The organism is Pseudovibrio sp. Ad46 (assembly GCF_001623065.1).
Lineage (GTDB): Bacteria > Pseudomonadota > Alphaproteobacteria > Rhizobiales > Stappiaceae > Pseudovibrio.
In genome coordinates this window covers 108,532-133,686 of record NZ_LMCG01000050.1, presented here as the reverse complement: position 1 = coordinate 133,686, position 25,155 = coordinate 108,532, and the positions used below count along the sequence as shown (strand labels likewise).

Genomic DNA, 25,155 nt, shown 5'->3' with positions numbered 1-25,155 from the left:
GCATCACGACAACACTTCCTTATCATGCTAGCGGTTTTTAGCGTTTGCAGCGTAGTTCATGACATTGAAGATGTAATTCTGCTCGATTGTACCATCAAACAAGTGCGCCCATGGACCTCTTGCATAGACCGCAACATCTTCTCCCGAATGGGTTTCTGAGGGCGTTGGAAGCAAGGATTGCTGTTTGAAGTCTGGGTCTGTTGCCTCTTCCTGTGACAACACTGAACGCGTGCCGAACCAGTTGTTTTCTTCTGTGAGAATTGAGCCGGGACCATTGAGATAGCTGGCGACAGAGTATGGTTTTCCATCCAGCATCAGGTGCATTTCATTGGTGTGTTTGACGCCATTATTGTCGATGCCCATGCACAGCCCGTTGATCGGCGTACCGCGTCCGCAATAGCCGTTGAACGACAAAGTATGGGCATGATCCGCAGTGACGATGATCAGAGTGTCCTGATCGCTGGTCATTTCTTTGGCCATGGCGACAGCGTCCGCGAATGCGACACCGTCTGTGAGGGCACGATAGAGATTTCCGGCATGATTGGCGTGATCGACACGACCACCTTCTACCGTAAGATAGAAGCCGTTTTCATTATCCTGCAACGCTTCGATGGTCCATTTCACCATTTCGGCCAGGGAGGGCTGATCTTTCCGGTCATACTCATACTGCATATGGTTTGCTGCGAAGACGCCAAGGACAGGTTTATCTCCAGACGGATCAAGATCATTAAAGGAAGCCTCATTCCAAGCATAAGATGCACCAAACGCCTTGGCTTCCTCGATCAGGTTGCGTCCATCCTTGCGATTTCCAGCAGTGCCCTCGATGGTCTTTTTGGTTTCAGGCAGCATATGGCGCTGCCCTCCTCCAAAAGCGATATCAATGGTGCCGTTCTTGATCTGCTCAAGCAGCTGCGCTGCAATATCCGGCACATCGCATCCCTCTGGCACGTCAGAATCGTCTTCAAACCTGCGACTGGCGACGTGGGCGTAGGCTGAGGCTGGTGTTGCGTCCGTGAGGCTTGCAGTTGAGATGATGCCGACCGCCTTGCCTTCTGCAGCCATCACTTCTGCAATGCTTGCGACACTGGCGCTTTCGACAGCCGAGCAGTCACCAACATTTAGTGTTTCATCGACACCGAGGACACCGGCTTTGGTCTTCACGCCTGAATGGAATGCTGTACCGGTTCCCGCAGAATCTGGCGTTTGGGCGTTCACATTGTAGGTTTTGACCAGTGCGCTGTGCGGAAAGGCCTCTTGTGGCAGAACATTTTCTTCGCCCAGCAATCCATTTTGCTGCCCCTGAAAGACCCGCGTTGCATAGTTTGTTGAGATGCCGTTGCCATCCGCGATCATCAAAATGATATTTTTAGCCGGTTTGGTGATCGGCTGCTGAGCAAGTTTGCTCTCAATCTCCGTCTCTGCGGCCTCAAACCATCTGTTGTTTTTTTGAGGGAAATCAGTCTCTGCCGAAGCATAGGATGCGGAACAGGCCAGCAGGAGCGCAACAAGTGGCGTTTTCATTTCAAATCCTCAAAAGGTGATGTTTCGGGCGCAGTGTGTACTTTACAATTCTTAGGGTTAGCTGTGCTGAACAGGAAGAATTCGAGTTAGTTTTCATCTTGATTGCAACGTCTCCGGCTCCTTCTGCGACAATCCGGCGCAATACGTATTTTTATGTAGATCACCAGAGTTGCCTGCTTCACACTTGGACTTTCTGGCTTGAAAACCATGAGGGGCACGCTTTGGGTAAGATTGATGACATGTTGGAGGAGCCTTGTACTGCGCGGCACCTTCCCGAACATCCGCTGCGCCAGGCCATTCTTGCAGAAGTTCATGCCCGGCCCTTCGTCCCCATGCATGGGGAGTGGCAAATTCTGCAATATGCCTTCATGGTCGAACAGGATAACAAGCAAGCAGAACAGCAAGCTGTGCTTCGTTTCATCTCAGAGGAAACGAGCACCACTTCAAAAGCCTCAGAGCACTATCTGCATCAGGCCTTTGAAGGCTATTCTTTACGCTGGGAGCAACACAGCGAGTTTTCTACCTATGCTGTAGAACAGCCTCTTCCCTCAAGCTTTCGCGCACAAGATGTTGCTCTCTTTGCCAAGGGCCAGCTCAACCCTCCGGGGCAACTGATTGCAGCCGTTCAGCTTACGATAAAAGCTGCGGAACATCCCGAGGCTGGAGATCTGTCTGATGGGTTTGATCTGGCAAGCCTGAGTGTTTCCCAAATCATTGAAGGACGTGCAACGCTGGTCACCGACTTCAAGGCCGGTGATGATGGCATTGTTTCGTTTCTGCTGCTGGATCATGGGCTGTCTCCGTTGGAACTGGGAGCAACCGTGCGGCGTGTTCTGGAACTGGAGACTTACCGGACTCTCTCTTTGTTGGGGCTTTATGAAGCGCGGAAGCAGCAGATCGTTGTAAGCCGCATTGAGCAGGAACTCGTGGGCATAACCGCTCAACTGCGCAATTCAGGAGACGCAGAAGCACATTCTCTGGCGCATAACGAGGAGCTGCTGGCAGATCTTTCTTCTCTTGCGGCAGATCTGGAAGCTTCTGCGATGGAAAGCCTTTTCCGGTTTGGGGCAACACGGGCCTATTCCGATATTGTCGGGCGGCGTCTGGACACTCTTGGGGAGAGCAACGTCTCTGGTTACGACATGATCGGGCGGTTTCTCAACCGGCGGCTCGCGCCAGCTATGCAGACGTGCCGTGCTATTGAAGAGCGACAAGCCAACCTTTCGCGAAAGCTGACACGAGCTGTCGGCCTGTTGCGCGCCCGGGTGGATGTGGAGCTTGAACGACAAAACCGAGACTTACTGAAGTCGATGGATCAGCGTGCAAAATTTCAACTTCGATTGCAGCAGACGGTGGAAGGGCTTTCGATTGCTGCTATCTCTTACTACGTCATCAGCCTGATCGGATACGCTTTGAAAGGTGCCAAGGCTGTTGGCTCCCCGCTTGATCCGGCTGTTGGTATGGCCGCATCTGTGCCGCTGGTGGTTGGTGTGCTTTGGTACGCATTGAGAAGGCTGAAAGCAGCACACTAGAGTTTGATGGCGACGGTTATCGCCGCCATCCTGAACATTTACAGATAAGCCGCTGAGACCAGTCGCTGTGTGTATTCTGTCTGCGGCCGATGCAAAACATCGAGCGTATTGCCAGCTTCGACAACGTTTCCGTGCTGCATCACCATGACGTTGTGACAGAGTGTTTTCACCACTTTCAAATCATGACTGATGAAGAGATAACTCAGCTTCAGCTTCTCTCGCAGGTCTTTCAGCAGCTCGATAATCTGCGCCTGAATGGACAGGTCCAACGCAGAGGTCGGCTCATCCAGCAGTATGAATTTCGGCTTTAAAACGATGGAGCGTGCGATAGCGATCCTCTGGCGCTGACCTCCTGAGAACTCATGGGGAAAGCGGTCCATGGTGCTGCGTGGCATCTGCACAGCATCTAGCGCTTCGGCCACCATGACCTGCCGTTCCTTATGGCTTCCACCGATGCCGTTGACCTTAAGGCCCTCACCCACAATCTCCCCCACAACCATGCGGGGATTAAGCGAGGAAAACGGGTCTTGAAACACAACCTGCAGATCAGTTCTGAGAGGCTTCAGCTCTTTTCTGGTGAGGTTGTCGACCCTGTTTCCATCAAAGGTGATAGTGCCAGAATCTGCTTTTAAGAGCTGAAGGATGGACATGCCCAATGTGGACTTTCCGGAACCTGACTCGCCAACAATGCCAAGCGTTTCGCCTGATCTGATGTTGAGCGAGATGTCGTTGACGGCCACCAGTTCTTTGGTTTTGCGCCTGAACAAGCCACCATGTTTTGAGGTGAACGTGACACGGACCTTATCTGCATCCAATAGCTCATCGAGGCCCTCCTCCAGTTTATCTGGCACACCGGATGGCTCACTTTCAATCAAGTGCCTAGTATATGGATGAGATGGTGTCTCAAAGACCTTATGGGTGCGTCCGGTTTCAACAATCTTTCCTGCGCGCATCACACAGACACGGTCACTCACCTGACGCACCACATTCAGATCATGTGTGATGAGGATGATCGCCATGCGGTGACGCTCTTGCAGCTCTCGCATGAGTTTGAGGATTTCAGCTTGGACAGTCACGTCAAGAGCGGTGGTTGGTTCATCTGCAATGAGCAGGTCAGGCTCGTTTGCCAGTGCCATCGCGATCATGACACGCTGGCGCTGACCGCCGGAAAGCTGATGCGGATATTGACTGAATCTGGCCTCTGGGTCTGGGATCTTCACCTCATCCAACAGCCGGAGCGTTTCTTTTTTAGCGTCAGCCTTGGAGATTTTGCGGTGTGAGCGGATCATCTCAATGATCTGGTCCCCAATACGGTACACTGGATTGAGGCTTGTCAGAGGCTCTTGAAAAATCATAGAGATGCGATTGCCGCGGATCTTTTGCAGCTCCAACTCACTCATGGTCGTCAGGTCTCGATCCTCGAAACGGATCATAGAACCTTGAGCCAGTGTCGCGTTTTCGGCGAGCATGCCCATGATTGCGCGGGCAGTCACAGATTTACCGGAACCGGACTCCCCGACAATGGCCAATGTCTCGCCTTTTGCCACGGCATAGCTCACCCCTTTCACCGCTTCCACGGTTCCGATCACTGTTTTGAAGGTGACGGCCACATCGCGGATGGTGAGCAGGTCTTTGTGTTGTGTTTGGTCGATACTAGGCATTGCTGTAGGGATCCATTGCATCACGAAGGCCATCGCCAGCGGCGTTGAAGGCGAGTACGGAAATGATGATCATGCCGACTGGCGCCATCATCCACGGCGCAGCGCTAAACGACTGGAAGTCGAGAATCTGGTTGAGCATGCTGCCCCAGGACACCATCGGCTGCTGAATGCCCACGCCCAGAAACGACAGAAAGCTCTCCAGAAGAATGATCTCGGGCAGCTGGTAGGTTGCCCAGACAATGATGTGCGAAGATGTGTTGGGAACGATATGTGCGCCAATGATACGGCTGCTTGAGGCTCCAACGGCTTCTGCTGCGCGGACGTATTCCAGATTGCGCATGGAGAAGACCTTCCCGCGCAGCTCGCGGCACAGATCTGCCCATCTGAGCAAGACGAGGATGCAGGCGAACATGATGAAGATCGTGACCGGCTCCGCACGGCGCGGCAACAAGGCGACCAAAGCCAGATAAAGTGGGAGATCGGGGAAGGCCTTGATGAACTCGACCATTCGCTGAACCACAAGATCATACAGGCCACCGAAGTATCCTGAACTCACTCCAAGAATGATCCCGATCACGCAGGCAGATCCCATCACCATGAGCGCCATGAGCAGCGTGATGCGTGTGCCAAAGATCATGCGTGAGTAGACGTCACGGCCCAGATTGTCAGTGCCGAGGATATGGAACTTACTGCCATCTGCTGTGCCAAACAGGTGTGTTGTAAAGGTGAGACCCAGAAACTGCCAGGGTTCTCCTTCCACGAACAAAGCAACATGCGAGATTTTATCGAAATCAGGAATAAACGTGATCTCAAAGGTTTGCATGTTCATTTCTTCCTTAAAGCCCGTGACATACGGCGTTGTCAGGCTGCCATCAGGCGCGAAGAAATGGAGCGTTTGCGGTGGTGAATACAGTGCTGCCCGGTTGGCAGTCTGCGGTCCATAAGGCGCGATGAAACCAGCGAAGATCGCTGTCAGGAAGATCAGCATACAGGCGATGAAACCTACCATGCCGTATTTGTTGCGGATGAAGCGGCGAACAACGAGGCCCCAATAGGAAATAGAGGGCCGATCTTCTGCCAATTGCTGAGCGTCTACGCTGCCGTGTTCGATTGCGTCGGTGTCGATCTGGGTCATCACGCATTTCCTTCCATAGCAGCTTGACGGACACGCGGATCAATGAGAGCTAGTAGCAAATCCGCAACCAGATTTCCGACAACCATAATGGTGGCAACGAGCATGAAGATTGCAGCGACCACATACATGTCGCGCTCGGCAACTGAGGAGAGGATCAGCGGGCCGATGGTTGGAACGCCCAGAACGATTGCGATCTCAATCTCACCTTTGACCATGTACTCAAAGCGGCTGCCGATGTTCATGATGACAGGGTGCAGCGCATTGGGGATGGCATGCACCAAGATGATGCGACTGCGAGACAGGCCTTTGGCGCGAGCTGTTTCGATGTATTGAGATTTCATCACATCCAGCAGATTGCCGCGCATCATGCGCAAGGTATAAGCCTGCCCGGCCCAGATGGAGATGAGCAAGATTGGCCAGACGTGTTTGAAGAAATCCCAGAGCTTGTCGAGTGACCAGTAGTCCTGCAGGAGATACTCGGGTGATTGCAGTGCTCCGATGTAAGGAGAGTGCCAGACGAAGGCCAGATAATACAGAATTATCAGAGAGATAACGAATTTCGGAATAACAATGCCAAGGAAGGCAACAATTGTCGAAATGGTATCGCCGAGCTTGTACTGGTTCATGGCTGCGTAAACACCAAGCGCACCGCCAATGAACTGAGCCAGCACCATGGCAGTGAAGGCCAGAGCGAGTGTGCGCGGCAGACGCAGACCGATGACTTCTGTGACCGGCTTGGAGAAGAAAAACGAGTCTCCGAAATTGCCAGCAGTGACGATGCCGACAATCCATCGCCAGTATTGCACGACAACGGGCTGATCCAGCCCTAACTGTGTGCGTAAAATTTCCGCCTGAGGTTCCAAAACTGCACGTGACTGTCCGGTTTGGGCGGCAGTTGTCGCCATCCACATGTCAACATAGTCACCTGGAACAGCTTGTATGATCGCGAAGGAAACAATGGAGATCCCGACCAACAAGACCAGTGTTGCAGCTGCACGTTGCGCTAAAAAGCGTAACAAGCCCATTTATCTAGCCCTCCCAGCTATTGAGCATTTATTGCTTGTTGCGTTGGAAGGCGGGCCAGAATTGACCCGCCTTGCCTGCCTTAGTGCACGTCGCGTTCATTTACATTCATGCATCGCGCTCTAACATCTTTGTTGGAGCGAATTCTTGTCGTTTGATTGAATCCAATCAAACGGAACGCGCTCTAGTATTCAGCGATCATTCCTGGGAGGAGTTCTTTCAACTGCTGATCCTTTGGTGTCCAGAGGCGCTCACGCACAACACCATCTTCTGCCCATTCAAACATGTTGACGGGTGTGCCCGGATGCGCGTTCCTGATGCGTTTGTTGACGAGAAGCGCAGCAGGAGCCTGAACGGTGCCAATGGTGTAGGCATTCTCAGTCCACAGACGCTGGATGGTTTTGGCTGCATCAGCTGCTTCAACCGCATCCCAGGTGGACAGAATGGTCTGATAGGCATCGACCATCTCGATTTCAAAATCCATCAGGTTGCGCGTGCCATCTGAACCTGGAAGATGCCGGTCAGGACAGCTGTTTGCGATTGGCAGATGGAAACAGGTTTCACGAGTTGGAAGCGCCCATTCTTTCCGGCGTATCAACATGTTGAAGTCGCCGTTCTTCGACGCTGTATCAATTGTATCCACGTTGCGGATCAACACACGAATGCCTGCTTCTGCCAGCATCAGAATGATGGCATCTGCTTGTTTTTTCTCAGTGACCTGTCTGCGATCTGTCATCATGTCGATTTCCAGATCAGACCCTGAGCCTGGCATGTTGCGAATGCCGTTGCCATCGGTGTCTTTGAGGCCCAAAGCATCCAGCATGGCGTTGGCTTTTGCCAGATCATACGGGTAGTAGACGGTGCTGTCGTAATCGTAATACGGAGATCCGCTGGAGAAGCCACCAGAATATGGATACATGAACGGACCACGCGCTACTGACTGGCCGATCGCCTGACGATCAAGCGCATGACTGAGAGCAACGCGGAAGTCTTTTTGCCGGAAGAACTTGCGGAGTTCAGCGTCCACTTCATCCTGAACACCGTTTGTTTCAGAGAAGTTCAGTTCCAGACGCCACGAGAGAACACGTGGGCCAAAGTTGGCTTTAACCGGTGCATCTGCAGACAATGTCTGCTTGAGTGCTTCCACGAAGTTGCCCGGGTTTTCCATATTGGAAAAATCAGCAGTCCCGGCGACAGCTTGCGTTGTGCGGTCTGACCAAGTGGACAGTTTGAAGTGCATCTCGTTCAGGTATGGCAGCTGATTGCCAGCTTCATCTGTTTTCCAATAGAACGGATTACGGCGCAAGATCACCAGTTCATCCGCCTTGTGGCGCACTGGCACCCAGCCTCCCAGAACAACTGGTGGAACTGCGTCCGCAGGCATTGCATTGCGATAGTCTTCGTAACTGGCATCCTTGTTGTATTTGGGATGTTTCGTTTTGAGTGTGTGCGAGGGACCGGGGCAGCCTTGAATATAGGCCAGAGATTTCAGGATTTCCGGGCCTTGTGGTTTGGCGAAAGTGAACTTGAATGTGTAAGCATCAATCACTTCAAGCGTTGTACCCTCACCAAGGCCACCTTTTGGCAGACGGGATGCAATGTTCTCATCCTGAACGTTGTCGTCCCACCAAAAACGGATGTCTTCTGTATCAAAGGGATCACCATCGGACCATTTGATGCCTTCAACCAGATGCATGGTCAGTTCGGTTTTGTCGTCGCTCCACTCCCAGCTTTTAGCTAGGTTTGGTAGCGGACCGGACTGCTCCTCTGCCTTTACCTGCCAGAGCGGGCCGTTGCGTACCAGACATTCCTGAATGGCCATATTGATGCCGCCCCAGCCCTGATGCTGACCAGCGAGCCAGTTCCAGCCTTCCGGACGACCGCCGATGACATGACGGAATACTCCGCCGTAAACGCCGATCCCCTCAGACATGGCTTTGGTTGACATAACCAGCGGCTCTGCTGGTAGTCGCTCGCCAACAGGTGGCAACTTGCCTGCCTTGACCAGTCCACTCAGGAACGGGGCTTCGCTATAGCCCTCCAGTTTCTGATAGGTCCACAAATCACTGCGAGACAGCAGATCATATTCCAATGTGGACATGGACTGCTCAACCGGCATTTTGTCGGCCAGTGCTGAACTTGCCGCGATTGCACAGGCACTTACACCTGCTGCTAAGCAAAGTTTAGACACAAGGTTTGTTGAAGACATCAATTCCTCCCCCATTTCATTACTCCCAACACCATCATGGCCACCCGCGCCGTCTCTTTTCCTCCGGCTTTCTATTCATAAATTCCGATTTTCTTCGTAGATGCTTTTAAACTGCGTATTTCTCTATACTATACACATGGGAGAATATTGAGAGCCGAACTCTCGTATTAATATCGATTCATTCGGCTTTTCAAATATTGACGCAAGAGGAGGATGTGTAATTGAGTATTAGCGATGACATATATCGCCAATATCTGGATCAGAGTGTCATACCCTCGACAGATAATTTCCTGATTATGCGCCATAAGCCTCACGTATTCTCCAAAAGGCCTTATCATCACCATGCCTCTATTGAAGTGAACTTCCTGATTAACTGTGAAATGGACTATTCCTTCTCAGGAAGTCATGTGACTGTTCACCCCGGTTACATGATTTGCTTCTGGGGCGCCGCGCCGCACGGTGTTGTTGGGGTGCGCGGGGATGGCGATATGGTCAATCTCTACATCTCCTTTGCACAAATATTGCAGTGGGGTTTGCCCACACGCATCACTGATGCACTCATTTCAGGAGATGTGATTTGCAACAAGGCGCCCTGCCCGATTGATGCGGTGCGCTTTGGCCATTGGGCAAGCGAGTTCAAACGAGATGACATCAACTGGCGCAAACTGGTTCTGAGTGAGATCTCGTCGCGGTTTACGCGTCTGGCGCTGGACGGTTGGAACACACTGCATCATGACTACCGTCAGTCCAGCACGGTGGTTGGTCGCGGAAAGTCCATGTTGCATGTGGAAGAGATGTTGCGGTTCATTTCAGAGAACCACACCTCGGACATTTCTGTCTCTGATGTTGCTGAATGTGTTGGCTTATCGCCGAGCCATGCAATGACTTTGTTCAAGCGCATTGTAGGGCTACCGATCAAGGAACATTTGACGCGCGTCCGGCTATCCCATGCACGCATGTTGCTTGCTGAGTCTGAAATGAAGATCTTGTCCATCGCTATGGATGCCGGGTTCAGGTCTCTTTCGAGCTTTTATGAGGCGTTCCAAAACCACTTCAGCACGTCTCCAGCTGCGTTTCGCAAAAAGGCCAGAAACATTGGCAAGATATAGCGGGCAGCTGCCTACCCGCTACTTTTTCTTTAACCTGTCACGACAACGCCGCCATCAATGACAAGGGCTTGGCTGGTCATCATACGACTGGCTTTAGATGCCAAAAACAGTGCTGCATCAATAATATCGTCCGGTTCCAGATGCTCCTTCAAACACTGACGGCCCAGATGGGCTTTCAGATCTTCCGGTGTTGCCCAAAGGTCTTTCTGGCGCTGTGTGAGGACCCAGCCCGGCATCAAAGCGTTGACGCGGATGTTGTCTGGTCCCAGCTCACGCGCCAAAGCTCTGGTCAGACCAGTGATGGCTGCTTTGGACGCTTCATAAGCCGGATAACCTGCGTTGCCCATCATGTAGGAAATGGATGAGAAGTTGATAATGGAACCACCACTAGCTGCTTTCATGCCTGCGGCAGCGGCCTGAGCGGTAAAGAAATGAGGGCGCAAGTTCACATGCATAGACGCATCCCATTGATCTACCGTAAATTCTTCAAGGGTATGGCGAGTGTCGTTGGCAGCATTGTTGACCAGTACGGTAATCGGGCCATGGGCCTTTTCCGCCTGTTTGATGGAAGCTTGAAGAGCATCAACATCGGTGACATCACACTTGATGAACAAAGGTGCGACACCGTGTTTTTCCTTCATCTGCTCGGCAAATTCTGAAGCATCAGAGCGTTGTACAAAGGCGACTTTGGCACCTTGTTGCATGAAGCCATCAGTGAGGCTTGCGCCGATCCCTGCTCCGCCGCCGGTGATGAACACACTTGCGTCCTTCAGATCATGGAAGGTGACGTTCCCAGACATTTATTCCCCCAGGGAGTGCTTGGCACTCATCTTTGATATATCAGAATATACATAAGCGGCAGCCTCGTTTCAGGCAACCGCTTATGTCATCGCATTCTCTAATTGGCAGCGCACTTGCTATGCAGTTTCAAGCACTTGCTTCTGCGTCCAAGCTGGCAACCAGTCTTTATGCGCTTCCAGAAGCTCGTCCACCATGGCCCAGATTTGGTCCAGATCCAACTCCGCAGCGGTGTGCGGATCAAGCATTGCAGCGTGATAGATATGCTCGCGCTTCTCCGTCATGAGTGCCTCAACAGTCAACTCCTGAGGGCCAATGTTTGTACGCATCAGAGCAGCCAATTGCGCTGGCAATTTTCCAATGTGCGTTGGCTGGATGCCGTTGCGATCCACAAGACACGGCACTTCAACTGCGCAATCCTGTGGCAGCGAGGTGATGTAGCCTTTGTTTTGTACGTTGCCGTAAATAACTGCTGGCTCACCAGTCCAGATGGAGTTCATGATCGTTGAGGCGTATTCATGGCTGCGCTCTACTTCAATGCTCTCTGCATTTTTGTAGTCTTCCACCTGAGATTTCCAGCGTTCAATCTGCTCCACACAGCGGACCGGGTATTCGTCGAGCGGAATGGAAAATTTCTCCAGCAGGTCTGGGCGGTCACGTTTGATAAACCACGGAACATACTCAGCAAAATGCTCTGAGCTCTCCGTTACGAAATGGCCAAGACGGGTCAACATCTCGTAGCGCACTACGTTCTGACAGCGTGGGTTCCACGTGGATGGTTTCGGATAGCGGCCTTCACGGTAGCCTTCTATCAGCCTTGGAGTGAGATCCTCAAATGTGCCGTCTTCTTTGATCTCTTCCAGATACTGATAGAACGCCATGTGATTGATGCCTGCACATCTAAAGCGGATATTTGCAGGATCGATATCAAGGTCGTGCGCCAGCTCTTTGACAGTGCCCTGAACAGAGTGACAGAGGCCTACCTGTTTGATTTGTGGGTATTTATGCGCGATGGCCCAGGTGTTGATCGCCATTGGGTTCACGTATTGAAGCATGACCGCATCCGGGCATACTTTGAGTATGTCTTCGCAGATACTCCAGAGGTGTGGAACGGTGCGCAGGCCGCGCATGATTCCGCCGATGCCGAGGGTATCCGCGATGGTCTGGCGAAGGCCGTATTTCTTTGGAATTTCGAAGTCGGTGACCGTGCACGGCTCGAAGCCACCAATCTGGAAAGCAACGACTACAAAGTCAGTAGAATCAAGCGCTTCCATCTGATTGGTGTGCGTTGAAACTGTTGCGCTCACTCCCAGCGTCGAAATCAGTTTACGCGCTACAATTTCAGATTCACCAAGGCGTTCCTCGTTGATATCCATCAGAGCAACATGCGCTCCAGAGAGCGCTGGACGCTGCAGAATATCACCGATGATGTTCTTCATAAACGTGGTGGAACCGGCACCAATAAAGGTGATTTTGGGGTTTCGGGCCATGCTTTTCTCCCATTTTCTGAAGAGCTCGCCAGCACTTCAGATTGCATAGTTCTTGAGGGGATAACCAGACAGCCTTGAGACGGGCGTCTCTGAGCTGTCCTTTGATGAAAAACTATGGATCAGCGCCTCTCTTTTCTTCCTGTTTTCTATTCTAAATTTCCGGAAACCACGGCAATTCTGGCTCTGTTTTGTATTATTGACCTCAAAATCGCACGTATTGGCTACGCCATCACCTCTGTTGCCGACGCCAGTTTAGAAGAGATAAACCCGTTATTCTCCAAAATCTTAGCCGTTATAAAGAGGTATTCTTCGCCATAACGCGGGCCGATGAGCTGGATACCGATTGGAATGCCGTCCTGGGTGTCACGTGTGGGGATACTCATGGCGGGAAGGTCAAAAAAGTTTACAGAGCCGAGGTAGGTGTTTGTTTTTGCTATCTCTTTAAGGCTATCAACGGATTTGATATCTGCACCTGCCTCAAATGCGTTTTTTGTGCAAACGGGTGAAAGGATTACGGGATATTTGCGTTGAAATTGGTCAATCAGGCGATGGTAGTGCGATCTAGCGGCCAAAGCCTGCGCATAACCGTGATAGTCCATGGGCGGCACCAATTGCGTGTAGTACTCAAATATTGCCTGTAGTTGCTCTGAGCCAAAACGGTCGATCACGCTCTCCTTCTGGAGTGCGACTTCGGTGATCAAAAGCGATGTGTAGTGTGTGTAGGCTTCTTCGATAAAATCAATGCTGGTGTTATCCACCTTGTACCCCTGCTGCGCCAGTACCTCGCCTGCTTGCTTCAGAGCTTCATTGATTTTCGGGTCAGCATCCGGTGGTGTGATGAGTGCGACCCTGTTTGGGAAGATCTTATCCTCAATCATATCCGGCAGTGACCATGTATCCAGATCGGAATAGCCTTTCATCACATCGTAAGCGAGTTTGAGATCATCAAGCGAGCGTGCGAGTGGTCCTTGTGCTGAGGAGAGCTGGATGGTGATTGGGCGTTCTGCAGCTCCGGTGGCATTGTAAAACGGTATGCGTCCATGAGAGGGGCGCAAGCCCAGCACACCGCAGCAAAAGGCTGGCAGGCGTATGGAACCGCTGAGGTCGGACCCATGGGCGATGTATCCGACGCCAGCTGCCAGTGAGCTCCCTGCTCCACCGCTTGAACCGCCTGGTGTGCGGGATGTATTCCACGGGTTGAGGGTCTGGCCGAACAAAGTGTTGTCCGTATGAAAGCGCCATGACATTTCTGGTGTGTTTGTGCGCCCAATCGGAATTACTCCTGCCTGTTTCAATCTCTGGACAAGGGGAGCGTCCTGCTTAGCAATCAGGCCAGCAAATGCTTTCACACCGTTGTTTGTGGAGGCGCCAGCCTGATCGATGTTTTCTTTGATGGTGACGGGAATGCCGTGGAGTGGACCTAACGGCTCACCGCGCTGCACCGCCTGGTCTGCCTGCTCTGCTGCCTGACGGGCCTGATCATCAAAGCGGGTGGTGATGGCATTCAGATGCGCGGTTTCATCAATGCGCGTCAGATGCTGCTCTATCACCTCACTGCATGTGATCTGCTTGTCACGGATTGCTTGAGAAACTTCGATTGCCGTCATTTTGAAGATATTTTCAATCATTTACGAGTTCCTCAGCTTACAAGAAAGAGTGAGAGATCAGGCAGGAAGGTAACGAGCAGCAGCACGCAGAGCATGATCAGGACAAATGGAATGACTGACCTTGTGACAGTCCAGAAGCTTTCCCTGAACGCCTGGGAAGCAACCACGAGATTGATGCCGACAGGTGGTGTCAGCAGGCCAATCTCCAGATTGATGATCATGATCACACCAAGATGCACTGGATTGATGCCGTAGATTGTTGCGACGGGAAGCAGAATGGGTGCCATAATCAGCAGTGCAGAGATGATCTCCATAAAGAACCCAACCATCAGCAGAAGGATGTTGAGGCCGATCAGGAACATCCATTTTTCTTCCACGTGCGCGGACAGCCATTGTGCCAGCTGGCTTGGCACCTGCTCTGTTGTCAGCACCATGTTCAAAGTCGCGGCGATGGCAAGAATTGGGAGCAGGCCACCGAGCATCTGGGTTGTGTGAATGACAGCATCCCAGAGCTGGGCCAGTGTGAGCTCTTTATAAATGAACAGCTCGACAACGAGCGCATAGGCCAAGGCGATGGCAGCACTTTCTGTGGCTGTGAAGTATCCGGAGTAAATGCCCCCAAGCAGAATGACCGGCATGAGCAGGGACCAAATTCCGTTGGTGATTGCACTGCCTGCTGCGCTCACGTCAAAGCCTGTGCGCGGGATCGTTCTGTTGGCCCAGGCTGAATAGATCGCCAAAGCGATGGTAAGCAAAAGCCCTGGAATGACGCCCGCCAGAAACATGTCAGTGATCGAGGTTTCTGTGACCAGACCGTAAATGATCATGGGAATGCTGGGCGGGATGACAACACCGAGTGTTCCTGCACTCGATAGCGCACCCAGAGAATAACTGGTGGAGTACCCCTGCTCTCGCAGTGCCGGGTACAGCACAGACCCAACCGCCAACAGCGTAACCATGGAGGAGCCCGAGATTGCAGCAAAGAAAGCGCAGGAGAGGATTGTTGCTACACCGAGACCTCCTGACAAAGATCCAGTCAATGCTTTGAGGACTGTGACGAGCCGCTCCGCAATGGCACCGCGGCTCATGATGGAGCCGCACAGCAAGAAAACGGGAATGGACAGAAGCGCTTCGCGATCCAGCGCGGCCCAAAAGTCCTCCGCCATGAACATCAGCTCGCCATCGCTATAAAGGAGCTGTACTGCCCCGCCGAGCACCATCAAGATAACAATGAGGTTCTGCCGCAAGATCAGCATCACCAGAACAGCGAGTGTGAGAAGGAGCGCATAGGTCATGCCGCATCTGCCTCTTCTGGCTTCAAAGAGGGCGACAGCGCAAAGCCGAAATATCTGAGGGCATTGGAGCAGAAGGCGTAGGGCATGATGGACTGGAACCACCAGAGCGGCCAATCCACCACGGGCACCAGGAACCCGATTTCATAGGAGGACTGCACGAGCCCAAACGAGACATAGCCCGCGAGCAGGAAGAGCGCCCCGCTCAAAACGTCTCCCAGTCGCTGCAGAAGGTTTTGCCATGTTGCCGGCAACAGCTGGTCAGTGATCTTGGGGCGGATGTGGTTGCCGGTGAATGTTGCAAGGCCAAGGCCCAGCATGCCAGCAAAAATAGCTGCAAACAGCGCGATCTTGCTGCTGTGCATCAATGAGAGATCAAAAAACTCTCGTGCAACGACATCAGCCAGCATGGCTAACACCACGATAATGTAGGCCAGAGCAGCAAGTGTCGCTTCAAATCGGTACAGCAGCTGGAAAAATCGCTTCATGCAAATTGAAAAGAGCCCTCAAAATGTAGTGGGCTCTTCCTTTCAGGTATCATGGAATCAAAGCAGACAGGCTTTCTTTGCCTCTAGAATCTTAGGCCAGACTTCTTGTGCCTGCCCGCCGATTGAGCTTACCAGTTCCTCACGCAATGGCAGGACGGCTGTTTTCCATTCTTCGCGTTGCTCGGCTGAAAGCTTATGGACGTGCCCACCCTTTTCCTGAAAACCTGCGAGCATGTCCTTTGCCATGGAGCGGACTTCATCTCGAAGACCCTGGACAGGCACCAGAGCGTTGGTGATGCTGTCCTGCTCGTTCTTACTCAACTTTTTCCAAGTGCGCATGCTCATGACCAGTGCTCCGGACTGGTGTAGGTGCGCAGAAAGCGTGAGATGTGGAGCCATCTTGCCCATGCCCATGGCCACGTAGGTCATGGCTGGCAGTGTTCCGCCTTCCACCATGCCGGTTTGCAGTGCAGACGGCGTTTCAGCAAGTGGTAGAACGACACCGTTTGCGCCCATACCCTGCCAGAAGTTGACCGAGTATTTGGCAGGTGCTGCACGTACTTTCACGCCTTTCACATCACTAGGAGCCAGAAATGGTTTTTTGCTGAAGGTATGAATCCAGCCCAACTCATTCCATTGCAGGAACTTGAAACCCTTTTTCTCAAAGAGAGGTTCAAAAACAGGCGTCAGGTGTTTGTCCATTGCGCAATCAATTTGCGCATAGCTGTCCCACAGGAACGGAACCCCCATGAGAGCCATTTCCGGGACAACCGTGGAGAACGCCGTCATGGAGCTGCCGAGAATATCGATCCTTCCGCGAATGGCTTTTTGGACCATAACCGGTTCTGTACCGAGTTGACCTGCATGAAATAATTTCGCGCTTATTGCCCCGTCTGAGTTGGCCGATATTTTGCTCGCAATGGCCTCCACATGGTTGACCCATGGGGTACCTAAAGGCGCACTGGTTGCAATTTTTAGCTCTTTGGCAGCCTGTGCCACGCCCACAAATGCAGTGAATGAAAAGGCCACCCCCAGCAATAATTCGCGTAATTTCATAGTCCCCCCAATATGTTCCCAAATCACACATGCATTCTGCTATTATCAGTGGCCCCAAGCCAAGAGATGTTATAGTTTGGCAACACAATTATCATTATCAAAAACAGAACTTATCGTCTAGTTTGAGTGTAAAATGAAATCTTATAAGCCAAAACAAAAACGAGGCTATGAGGCGGAGCAGAATTTCCTGCAAGCTGCAAAAACGATTTTTGCCAAAGAGGGTGTGGCGCGGGCGCGGGTTTCAGACATTGTTCAACTTGCAGGTTCGTCTACGGGTAATTTCTACTTTCGCTTCAAGAACAAGGAAATGTTGTTCGAGCGCCTTTTTGAGATTTACGAGGAGCATGCTCAACGCCTTATTCAGGATCTGCAGGATCCCCTCGGCTCGCTTGAGAGTACTATCTACTTTGTGACAGCTCTGAACCACAAACTGCTGCAAGAGAATGTTGGCCTGTATCGCGCCGCTCATGAAATCTCAGCAAAGGAGCCTGAGACCTGGAAGCGCTTCCAGCAGCTGACCATCATGACAGCAGAGCGTATTCTTGAACTCAGCACCCCTTATAAGGACCAGATTCCATTTGAGGACTGGGAGATGCAGGTGCGGCAGACGGTTCAGCTCATTACCGGGTTCACCGCCAATCAAGCCATTCGCAATGCCGGCCCTGCCCGTTTTGGATCGCAGGCAATGGTTGATATGCTTTTCATGGCAGCTATGGGCTCACTTGGCCTTGCTCCTCCTAGGGATTTTGAAGAGGAAAAAGAAAAAATTCATAAGATATTGAATGATGAACGATATTCCTAAAGCGTAAGCTGAAAGAATATTCTAATATACGCGTATAGGTTTTAATTTTGGGAGGAATTATGACTGATACACTTAGTGCTCCAACCTGGACACCTACTGTATTCACCAAGCCAATTGATGTGAACGGTTACAGGTCTGTGATCGAGATATTTGAAGAGGCCAATGGCCGATTTGCAAACAATGTCGCCTTCACCAATTTTGGCCAGTCACTTACATTTAAAGACGTTGATGAGAGGTCTCGCGCAGTTGCTGCCTATTTGCAGAATGAGCTGGGCCTGAAGAAAGGCGACCGCGTCGCCATTATGCTGCCAAATATTCTGGCGTTTCCGGTTCTCATGTTCGGCATATTGCGCGCCGGACTGGTGCAGGTGAACGTCAACCCTATGTACACACCGCGCGAGCTGAAACACCAGCTCAACGATGCGGACACTGATACGATCTTTATTTTCTCGGGCTCCAGCCCGACGCTTGCAGAGGTTGTTGCGGATACACCAATCAAAAATGTGGTGATTGCCAATGTGGGCGATGCGTCTGGTGTGGACATGCCCTCACCGCCTCCACACGAGATGTTTGCAGACCGCCTGACAGTCTCAGATGTTCTTGAAAAAGGTGAGCAGCTGGACTTTACGCCGCCGCAGATTAATCCGAGTGATCTGATTTACCTGCAGTATACGGGCGGCACCACGGGCCTTTCTAAAGGCGCTGCGCTGAGCCATGGCAATCTGGTTGCCAATATCGCACAGTTTGATGCGGCGACAGACGGGTTTATGCGGGCTGGTGAGGAGATCGTGATTACGGCGCTCCCGCTCTATCATATCTTCGCGTTGATGGTGAACTGCGTGTCATTTTACTGGTTAGGATCCCGCAACGTGCTGATCACCAATCCACGCGATATGCCGGGGTTTGTCGAAGAACTTAAGAAGTGGAAGTTCAGCGTGATCACCGGGGTGAACACGCTTTTCAATGGTCTACTGCATACCCCGGGCTTTGATGAGCTGGACTTCAGCAACTACAAATTTGCCATGGGCGGTGGATCAGCCATTCAGCGGGCGATTTCGGATAAGTGGAAACAGATTACCGGTCACCACATCATTGAAGGATATGGTCTGAGTGAGACCTCGCCGATCCTTTCTGTGAATCCGTTTGATAGCACTGAGTTTACTGAGACCGTCGGCCAGTCCATGCCGAAGACGGAGATCAAGCTGCTGGATGCGGAGGACAATGAAGTTCCGCTTGGCCAGCCGGGTGAGCTTTGTGCACGCGGGCCGCAGATTATGCAGGGATACTGGCGCAAGCCGGAGGCAACTGCTGCGGTGATGACGCCGGACGGGTTCTTCCGTACCGGTGACATTGCGATCATGGACAAGCGCAACAACTTCAAGATTGTCGACCGCAAGAAAGACATGGTGCTTGTGTCTGGCTTCAACGTCTACCCTGCAGAGGTTGAGGCTGTGATAGCTGAGATCAAGGGTGTGGTTGAAGTGGCTGTTGCAGGTACCTCTGACGAGCGGACTGGCGAAGCGGTGAAAGCGTTTGTTGTGCGCAACAACGAGGACGTTACGCCAGAAGCCGTGCAGGATTACTGCCATAATGCGATGGCGGCTTATAAGGTGCCGAAATACGTGGAGTTTCTGGAAGAGCTTCCGAAATCGACCGTGGGTAAGATTTTGCGCCGGGAATTGCGAGAGAAATAAGTTTTCACCAGAAGACATAAAAAGAGCCGCAGTTTGATCGCTGCGGCTTTTTTCGTTTCATCCGATCCAGATGCGCGTTAGGCGCCTTCCACGATGATGATGTTGGCAATGCCAGCGTTTTCACGATGCTTTTTGGCCGCCTGATACTCTTCGCTGTTGTAACACGCCATTGCGGTTTCCATGTCGGCAAACTCGATCACCACGTTGCGGGGATGGTTTGTGCCTTCCAGATCCTCAAACTTGCCGCCGCGGGCCAGAACGTTGGCACTGTACTTTTTGAATGCAGCAGAAGCTCCGTCGGCGTAGAGCTTGTAGGGTTCAGGATCTGTGACTGTGACGTGAGCGACCCAATAGGCTTTTGGCATTTTCTCTTCCTTTGAAACAGGAAGAAGCGGCGCATGATACGCCGCCCCTTCTTCTCGTTATTTAAAGTGTGTCTGCCTGTTACTTGTTCAGGATTTTCGCCAGAATTAGGTAGGCGATACCTGCTACGAACAGACCAACGAACCATGCATAGGTGTAGATGGTTGCGAACAGTGGTGAGGCTGGACCGGAAAGACCTACGCCTGCCAGGAAGCCTGGAAGGTTTGGCAGGATACCGATGATCAGCGCGAGCACGCCCGCCCAGTTCCAGCCGTTTGAGCCAGAATAGATGCCGTTGTGCTTGAACAGATCTTCCACGTTGAGCTTGGTTTTACGCAGCAGGTAGTAGTCTGCCAGCATAATTCCCGCAATCGGACCCAGCAGCGCTGAGTATGCAATCAACCAGCCGATGATGTGGTTCACAAGGATCCATGGGAACATCACAAGGCCAATAGCCGCTGTGATGTAACCGCCGGTGCGCAGGTTGATGGATTTCGGTGCCAGGTTAGAGAACCCGTGTGCCGGAGCCACAACGTTTGCCGCCAGATTGGTGGTGAGCGTTGCAACGATGAGTGCGAATAGAGCGATGATAATGCTCATGCCACCCATTTTCTCAGCCAATACAATTGGATCCCAGATTGGTTCACCGAAGATCACCACAGTTGCGGAAGTCACCGCAGAGGCGATGAACGCAAACAGCGCCATTGGGATTGGAAGGCCAACAGCCTGCCCCATGAACTGGTCTTTCTGGCTTTTTGCATAGCGCGTAAAGTCCGGAATGTTCAGTGCAAGGGTTGCCCAGAAGCCGACCATACCTGTGAGGCTTGGCCAGAAGACGGACCAGAACTGGCCTTCTTTAGGCTGACCTTCAGCAAACTGGCTTGGAGTGGAGAGCATTGCACCGAACCCACCAGCATTGACATAGGCCCATGCCAGCAGCGCCAGACCCATTGCGAGCAGGAATGGTGCTGCATAAGTTTCCAACCAACGGATGGATTCTGTACCGTTTTTGATGAAGTACAGGTGCAGTGCCCAAAACGCCATGAAACAGGCAAACTGGCCTGCATTGATGCCCAGAATTGGGAGCGGGTCACCGGCCAGTGCTCCACTCATGAGCGTGTTCAGGATCACGTAGATCGCGGAACCACCAACCCATGTCTGAATACCGAACCAGCCACAAGCCACGATACCACGGGCGACTGCTGGAAATTTTGCACCAGCTGGACCGAAGGACGAGCGCAGCAAAACCGGGAACGGAATACCGTATTTGGTGCCTGCATGGCCGATCAGAACCATTGGAATGAGAACGATTGCGTTGGCAAGCAGGATCGTCATGACCGCCTGATCCCAACTCATGCCTGCGCCAATCAGATAGGACGCGAGCAGATACGTTGGGATACAGACCACCATACCGACCCAGAGCGCGGAGATGGAAACCCAGTTCCATGTACGAGCCACTGCAGCAGTTGGCAGCTGATCTTCGTTGTAAAGATCACCGTCGATTCCGACGAGTTCCTGATGGATAATACCAAACTCGTCCGGGACGACATTCCCGGTTGAGCCTAGAGTTGAATCCGACATCGAGTAATTCCCCCTCAGATTAAAAGCAGCAGATCCCCTCTAAAAATACTACTGCGTTTAATGACCAGCCCGCGTACCCCACGCGGACCTGATGGCATATCGCAGTGCTCTGAAGCTCCGCGACATGCTCTAAATTGCTGTTTTCGGGCGCATCCTTATCCGAAAGCCAGTGCCCTCTGTTCTGAGATGCGCCTTTTGCTCTGTGTGCAGGCTTATACGCCTGCTGGCATCAATTCTGGCCGGCGCTCAACTTTGCGCGGCGCTGTGATTTCCTTCCACTTGGACAGAGCGGCGCCGACCGGAGCATTTGGCTCGCGACCAACGAATTCACCGTGACCTGGTTCGGTTTTAACCGTGCTTTCCTCAATCGCGACTTTGCCGCGGGTGAGTGTGAAACGTGGCAGACCGACCACTTCCCTGCCTTCAAACACATTGTATTCGACGCAGGACTGCTGATTTGTAGCAGTGATTGTTTTTGAGCGGTTAGGATCCCAAACAACAATGTCGGCATCCGCCCCTTCAAGAATTGCACCTTTTTTAGGATACATATTCAGGATCTTGGCGATATTGGTGGAAGTGACAGCTACGAACTCGTTCATGGTCAGGCGACCTGTGCGCACGCCGGTTGACCAGAGCATTGGCATGCGGTCTTCCAAACCGCCTGTACCGTTCGGGATCTTGGTAAAGTCGCCAACACCAAAGCGTTTCTGCTCCAATGTGAAGGCGCAGTGGTCAGTTGCGACCACCTGCAATGAGCCAGACTGCAAGCCTGCCCAAAGGCTATCCTGATGCTGTTTGTTGCGGAATGGAGGCGACATGACGCGCTGCGCGGCGTGGTCCCAGTTCGGGTTGGCGTACTCGCTGTCATCCAGTGTCAGGTGCTGAATGAGCGGCTCCCCATACACACGCATGCCTTTTTGACGGGCGCGGCGGATGGCTTCATGGGCCTGCTCACAGCTTGTGTGCACGATGTAGAGCGGCACACCAGCCATATCTGCGATCATGATTGCACGGTTGGCGGCCTCACCCTCCACTTCCGGCGGGCGAGAATAAGAATGCGCTTCCGGGCCGTTGTTGCCTTCTGCCAGCAGTTTTTGCTGCATGGTGGCGACCACATCACCGTTTTCAGCATGGACAAGCGGCATCGCACCAAGCGCAGCACACCGCTGGAAGGATGCGAACATTTCGTCATCATCCACCATCAAGGCGCCTTTGTAGGCCATGAAGTGCTTGAAGGTGTTGATGCCACGATCCACCACTTCCTGCATCTCATTGAAGACCTGCTCACCCCACCATGTGACGGCCATGTGGTAGGAGTAATCCGAGCATGCTGCACCGGATTTTTGCTGCCAGATGGCAAGCGCTTCCATCATGGATTGGCCGGGGGATGGCAGACAGAAATCCACCACCATGGTTGTGCCACCAGCAAGACCAGCCCTTGTGCCGATTTCGAAATTGTCTGCAGAATGCGTTCCCATGAACGGCATTTCCAGATGCACGTGCGGGTCAATCCCGCCCGGCATGACATAACAACCAGTGGCATCCAGCGTTTCATCACCGGAAAGGTTCTCATCGATCTCGATGATCTTGCCACCGTCAACCAGCACATCAGACTTGTAGGTTCTATCGGCAGTTACAATCGTGCCGCCTTTGATAACTTTAGACATATTGCAGTCCTCAACTCTTTAAAATCTATGGGTTATTCGGCTGGCTCGGTGGTATCTTGCTCAATTTCCGCGTACTCAAGCACTGCATGGAACAGCACGTCAGCACCTGCGGTTGCCCACTCTCTTGAAATCTCTTCGTCTTCGTTGTGGCTCAAACCATCCACGCATGGGCACATGATCATGGCTGTTGGCGCTACACGGTTGATCCAGCAAGCATCGTGGCCTGCGCCGGAAATGATGTCGCGATGGGAATAGCTCAGGCGTTCTGCTGCATTGCGAACGGCAGTGACGCAGCCTTCATCGAAGGTGACCGGATCAAAGTGACCGACGGCTTCGATCTCAATGCCCAGACCAAGTTCTTCTGCGATTTTCGGGGCTTCAGCTTCCAGTTTGGCTTTCATGCCATCCAGGACGTTCTGATGCGGGGAGCGGAAATCGATGGTGAAGACGGTTTTACCCGGAATCACGTTGCGGCTGTTTGGATAGACGTCGCAATGGCCAATGGCGCCAACGGCTTCTGGCTGGTTCTCCATGGCAATCTGGTGAACCAGCTCTGTGATGCGTGCCATGCCGAGACCTGCGTTTTTGCGCATTGGCATTGGGGTTGAGCCGGTGTGGCTGTCTTTTCCTGTGAGCGTGACCTGCAGCCACCAGAGGCCCTGCCCGTGGGTGACAACACCGATGTCCTTTTCCTCGATTTCGAGGATTGGTCCCTGCTCAATGTGGAGTTCAAACATGGCGTGGAGTTTGCGGGCGCCTACCGGTTCCTCACCTACATAGCCGATGCGCTTCAGTTCATCGCCAAACTTCTTGCCTTCTGCGTCTTCGCGGTCATAGGCCCAATCCTGCGTGTGCATGCCAGCAAACACGCCAGAAGCCAGCATTGCCGGAGCAAAGCGGGTGCCTTCTTCGTTGGTCCAGTTGACGACTTCAATTGGGCGTTTGGTCTTGATGCCACGCTCACGAATGGAGCGGATTACTTCCAGACCTGCAAGTACACCAAGCACACCATCATACTTCCCACCAGTTGGCTGCGTATCCAGATGAGAGCCGATCATGATCGGGTCAAGGCTCGGATCTTCCCCTTCCAGCCGGGCAAACATGTTGCCCATGGTATCGATATGCATTGACATGCCTTCAGCCTCACACCAGCTGGTGAAAAGCTTGCGGCCCTCGGCATCTTCGTCTGTGAGCGTTTGCCTGTTGTTGCCGCCACGAACACCGGGTCCGATTTGGGCCATATCCATAAGGCTACGCCACAGTCTGTCACCATTAATACGATGATTTGAGCCAAGTTTACTCATAAGTCTCTCCGATAACGCTTTTACAACGTCGTTTTATTCAACTTACCCGCGCTCTATTCTTTAAAAACGCAACGGGCTCGCCATAGTTATCTGGTCTCCCGAAGGAGTATAAAACTGATAAAACCGATGAGGACTTTCGCAGGATTCAAGCTGTATCTCTTTTTTTGACAGGACGGACGGATTGCAACCGCACATAAACAGGCTGCAGGCAAAATATGTCAAAAATTCAATCTACTAGATTTCCCGCAGGGTTATTTTTCCCATTTGGAACAGAGTAGGTATCGTATGCAGAGGTGGCCCCCTCATACAATAGCTTAGTTCAGCTTAAATCTTGGATATTCCCCTCCCAAAACTTTGGGTAAATTGGACCAAACAGTCAATTATCTGTCAACCCACCTTCAAAAATGGATCAATTTCACCAGCCGACTTCAAAATTTCTCCTGATATTCCAATAGGTAAAACACTTAGAGGCCCTCCCAAAACTGCGAGATAAGCGCGTCGCAGGTAAGAAAACTCCACAGCTTACTAAGTTTTTTTGATGTTTTTTTCTAAATCATCGGAATCAAAGTTTCCCCATCTACTTATCAAGGGAAACAACACACTGGAAAGGCGGATATTTATGCATGTACTGCTAAAATTTTGCACAAATAAGATTTTGATAGTTCAATATTGCAAAGCACCTTTACAAAAATCATTGCAAAATAAAGCTTTCCGTTGCTGAAACAGACCCTTAACATTGCTTGTTTTATTTGCATTGCAGCATATTTATTCTAGCCGAGAGATAATTCTCCCTTGACTAACTGTTAGTTGCAGATATTTTTTG

19 protein-coding genes are annotated in these 25,155 nt (G+C 52.0%); 4 read left to right on the top strand and 15 right to left on the bottom strand.

Annotated features, from left to right (window positions below; all coding sequences use genetic code 11):
- Positions 1-27: 27 nt before the first annotated feature.
- Entirely contained in the window at positions 28-1,521 is a 1,494-nt protein-coding gene (locus PsAD46_RS15225; RefSeq protein ID WP_063288509.1) for an alkaline phosphatase, read from the bottom strand.
- Positions 1,522-1,742: 221 nt separating this feature from the next.
- Between PsAD46_RS15225 and PsAD46_RS15220 the strand changes: the two genes are divergently transcribed.
- Positions 1,743-3,053, top strand: coding sequence for a DUF3422 domain-containing protein (locus PsAD46_RS15220; protein WP_057465400.1), 1,311 nt, complete (start codon positions 1,743-1,745; stop codon positions 3,051-3,053).
- Positions 3,054-3,091: 38 nt separating this feature from the next.
- Here PsAD46_RS15220 and PsAD46_RS15215 read toward each other — a convergent pair whose 3' ends face one another.
- From PsAD46_RS15215 to PsAD46_RS15200, 4 genes are all read right to left on the bottom strand, one after another.
- Complete coding sequence (locus tag PsAD46_RS15215) at positions 3,092-4,714, bottom strand: ABC transporter ATP-binding protein (RefSeq protein WP_063307275.1); 1,623 nt, start codon at positions 4,712-4,714, stop codon at positions 3,092-3,094.
- A complete protein-coding gene (locus PsAD46_RS15210) occupies positions 4,707-5,849 on the bottom strand; it encodes an ABC transporter permease (RefSeq protein ID WP_057465300.1) in 1,143 nt (380 codons plus the stop codon). Before PsAD46_RS15210 ends, PsAD46_RS15215 begins: the two co-directional genes overlap by 8 nt.
- Positions 5,849-6,874 carry an ABC transporter permease gene (locus PsAD46_RS15205; RefSeq protein ID WP_063307274.1) on the bottom strand — a complete coding sequence of 342 codons (1,026 nt, stop codon included), beginning with the start codon at positions 6,872-6,874 and terminating at the stop codon, positions 5,849-5,851. Before PsAD46_RS15205 ends, PsAD46_RS15210 begins: the two co-directional genes overlap by 1 nt.
- A gap of 182 nt (positions 6,875-7,056) precedes the next feature.
- Positions 7,057-9,081: an ABC transporter substrate-binding protein gene (locus tag PsAD46_RS15200; protein WP_063307420.1), complete on the bottom strand. Its 2,025-nt coding sequence runs from the start codon at positions 9,079-9,081 to the stop codon at positions 7,057-7,059.
- Positions 9,082-9,302: 221 nt separating this feature from the next.
- Here PsAD46_RS15200 and PsAD46_RS15195 point away from each other — a divergent pair, with 221 nt between their 5' ends.
- Positions 9,303-10,190 (top strand): helix-turn-helix domain-containing protein, encoded by an 888-nt coding sequence (locus PsAD46_RS15195; protein ID WP_208981861.1) that lies wholly within the window; start codon positions 9,303-9,305, stop codon positions 10,188-10,190.
- Positions 10,191-10,219: 29 nt separating this feature from the next.
- Here the strand turns inward: PsAD46_RS15195 and PsAD46_RS15190 are convergent, their stop codons facing one another.
- The 6 genes from PsAD46_RS15190 to dctP form a co-directional block, all read right to left on the bottom strand.
- Positions 10,220-10,990, bottom strand: coding sequence for an SDR family oxidoreductase (locus PsAD46_RS15190; RefSeq protein ID WP_063307272.1), 771 nt, complete (start codon positions 10,988-10,990; stop codon positions 10,220-10,222).
- Between the two features lie 117 nt (positions 10,991-11,107).
- A complete protein-coding gene (locus PsAD46_RS15185; protein WP_063291909.1) occupies positions 11,108-12,478 on the bottom strand; it encodes an alpha-glucosidase/alpha-galactosidase in 1,371 nt (456 codons plus the stop codon).
- Positions 12,479-12,699: 221 nt separating this feature from the next.
- Positions 12,700-14,106 carry an amidase gene (locus tag PsAD46_RS15180; protein ID WP_063291908.1) on the bottom strand — a complete coding sequence of 469 codons (1,407 nt, stop codon included), beginning with the start codon at positions 14,104-14,106 and terminating at the stop codon, positions 12,700-12,702.
- A gap of 11 nt (positions 14,107-14,117) precedes the next feature.
- The gene (locus PsAD46_RS15175) at positions 14,118-15,380 is read right to left on the bottom strand and encodes a TRAP transporter large permease (RefSeq protein ID WP_063291907.1); all 1,263 of its coding nucleotides are present in this window, start codon (positions 15,378-15,380) and stop codon (positions 14,118-14,120) included.
- Positions 15,377-15,865, bottom strand: a complete 489-nt coding sequence (locus tag PsAD46_RS15170; RefSeq protein ID WP_063291906.1) for a TRAP transporter small permease subunit — start codon at positions 15,863-15,865, stop codon at positions 15,377-15,379. The genes PsAD46_RS15175 and PsAD46_RS15170 overlap by 4 nt, the downstream gene beginning before the upstream one ends.
- A 57-nt stretch (positions 15,866-15,922) precedes the next feature.
- Positions 15,923-16,921 carry a TRAP transporter substrate-binding protein DctP gene (gene dctP, locus PsAD46_RS15165; protein ID WP_063291905.1) on the bottom strand — a complete coding sequence of 333 codons (999 nt, stop codon included), beginning with the start codon at positions 16,919-16,921 and terminating at the stop codon, positions 15,923-15,925.
- Between the two features lie 133 nt (positions 16,922-17,054).
- Between dctP and PsAD46_RS15160 the strand changes: the two genes are divergently transcribed.
- Positions 17,055-17,723 (top strand): TetR/AcrR family transcriptional regulator, encoded by a 669-nt coding sequence (locus PsAD46_RS15160; RefSeq protein ID WP_063291904.1) that lies wholly within the window; start codon positions 17,055-17,057, stop codon positions 17,721-17,723.
- Positions 17,724-17,782: 59 nt separating this feature from the next.
- A complete protein-coding gene (locus PsAD46_RS15155; protein ID WP_063307271.1) occupies positions 17,783-19,417 on the top strand; it encodes an AMP-binding protein in 1,635 nt (544 codons plus the stop codon).
- Positions 19,418-19,494: 77 nt separating this feature from the next.
- On the opposite strand, the gene PsAD46_RS15150 is transcribed toward PsAD46_RS15155, so the two are convergent.
- The 4 genes from PsAD46_RS15150 to PsAD46_RS15135 form a co-directional block, all read right to left on the bottom strand.
- Positions 19,495-19,782: a DUF1330 domain-containing protein gene (locus tag PsAD46_RS15150; protein WP_057465313.1), complete on the bottom strand. Its 288-nt coding sequence runs from the start codon at positions 19,780-19,782 to the stop codon at positions 19,495-19,497.
- Between the two features lie 79 nt (positions 19,783-19,861).
- Positions 19,862-21,361, bottom strand: coding sequence for an NCS1 family nucleobase:cation symporter-1 (locus tag PsAD46_RS15145; protein ID WP_063288494.1), 1,500 nt, complete (start codon positions 21,359-21,361; stop codon positions 19,862-19,864).
- Positions 21,362-21,573: 212 nt separating this feature from the next.
- Positions 21,574-23,028, bottom strand: coding sequence for a dihydropyrimidinase (hydA, locus tag PsAD46_RS15140; RefSeq protein WP_063307270.1), 1,455 nt, complete (start codon positions 23,026-23,028; stop codon positions 21,574-21,576).
- A gap of 32 nt (positions 23,029-23,060) precedes the next feature.
- Positions 23,061-24,332, bottom strand: coding sequence for a Zn-dependent hydrolase (locus PsAD46_RS15135; RefSeq protein WP_063307269.1), 1,272 nt, complete (start codon positions 24,330-24,332; stop codon positions 23,061-23,063).
- Positions 24,333-25,155 lie beyond the last annotated feature (823 nt).

Coding starts and splice junctions, on each gene's coding strand:
- hydA (WP_063307270.1), bottom strand. CDS start 23,028: ATGTCTAAAGTTATCAAAGGCGGCACGATTGTAACTGCCGATAGAACC.
- PsAD46_RS15145 (WP_063288494.1), bottom strand. CDS start 21,361: ATGTCGGATTCAACTCTAGGCTCAACCGGGAATGTCGTCCCGGACGAG.
- PsAD46_RS15190 (WP_063307272.1), bottom strand. CDS start 10,990: ATGTCTGGGAACGTCACCTTCCATGATCTGAAGGACGCAAGTGTGTTC.
- PsAD46_RS15135 (WP_063307269.1), bottom strand. CDS start 24,332: ATGAGTAAACTTGGCTCAAATCATCGTATTAATGGTGACAGACTGTGG.
- dctP (WP_063291905.1), bottom strand. CDS start 16,921: ATGAAATTACGCGAATTATTGCTGGGGGTGGCCTTTTCATTCACTGCA.
- PsAD46_RS15205 (WP_063307274.1), bottom strand. CDS start 6,874: ATGGGCTTGTTACGCTTTTTAGCGCAACGTGCAGCTGCAACACTGGTC.
- PsAD46_RS15225 (WP_063288509.1), bottom strand. CDS start 1,521: ATGAAAACGCCACTTGTTGCGCTCCTGCTGGCCTGTTCCGCATCCTAT.
- PsAD46_RS15155 (WP_063307271.1), top strand. CDS start 17,783: ATGACTGATACACTTAGTGCTCCAACCTGGACACCTACTGTATTCACC.
- PsAD46_RS15185 (WP_063291909.1), bottom strand. CDS start 12,478: ATGGCCCGAAACCCCAAAATCACCTTTATTGGTGCCGGTTCCACCACG.
- PsAD46_RS15200 (WP_063307420.1), bottom strand. CDS start 9,081: ATGTCTTCAACAAACCTTGTGTCTAAACTTTGCTTAGCAGCAGGTGTA.
- PsAD46_RS15180 (WP_063291908.1), bottom strand. CDS start 14,106: ATGATTGAAAATATCTTCAAAATGACGGCAATCGAAGTTTCTCAAGCA.
- PsAD46_RS15215 (WP_063307275.1), bottom strand. CDS start 4,714: ATGCCTAGTATCGACCAAACACAACACAAAGACCTGCTCACCATCCGC.
- PsAD46_RS15170 (WP_063291906.1), bottom strand. CDS start 15,865: ATGAAGCGATTTTTCCAGCTGCTGTACCGATTTGAAGCGACACTTGCT.
- PsAD46_RS15175 (WP_063291907.1), bottom strand. CDS start 15,380: ATGACCTATGCGCTCCTTCTCACACTCGCTGTTCTGGTGATGCTGATC.
- PsAD46_RS15210 (WP_057465300.1), bottom strand. CDS start 5,849: ATGACCCAGATCGACACCGACGCAATCGAACACGGCAGCGTAGACGCT.
- PsAD46_RS15150 (WP_057465313.1), bottom strand. CDS start 19,782: ATGCCAAAAGCCTATTGGGTCGCTCACGTCACAGTCACAGATCCTGAA.
- PsAD46_RS15160 (WP_063291904.1), top strand. CDS start 17,055: ATGAAATCTTATAAGCCAAAACAAAAACGAGGCTATGAGGCGGAGCAG.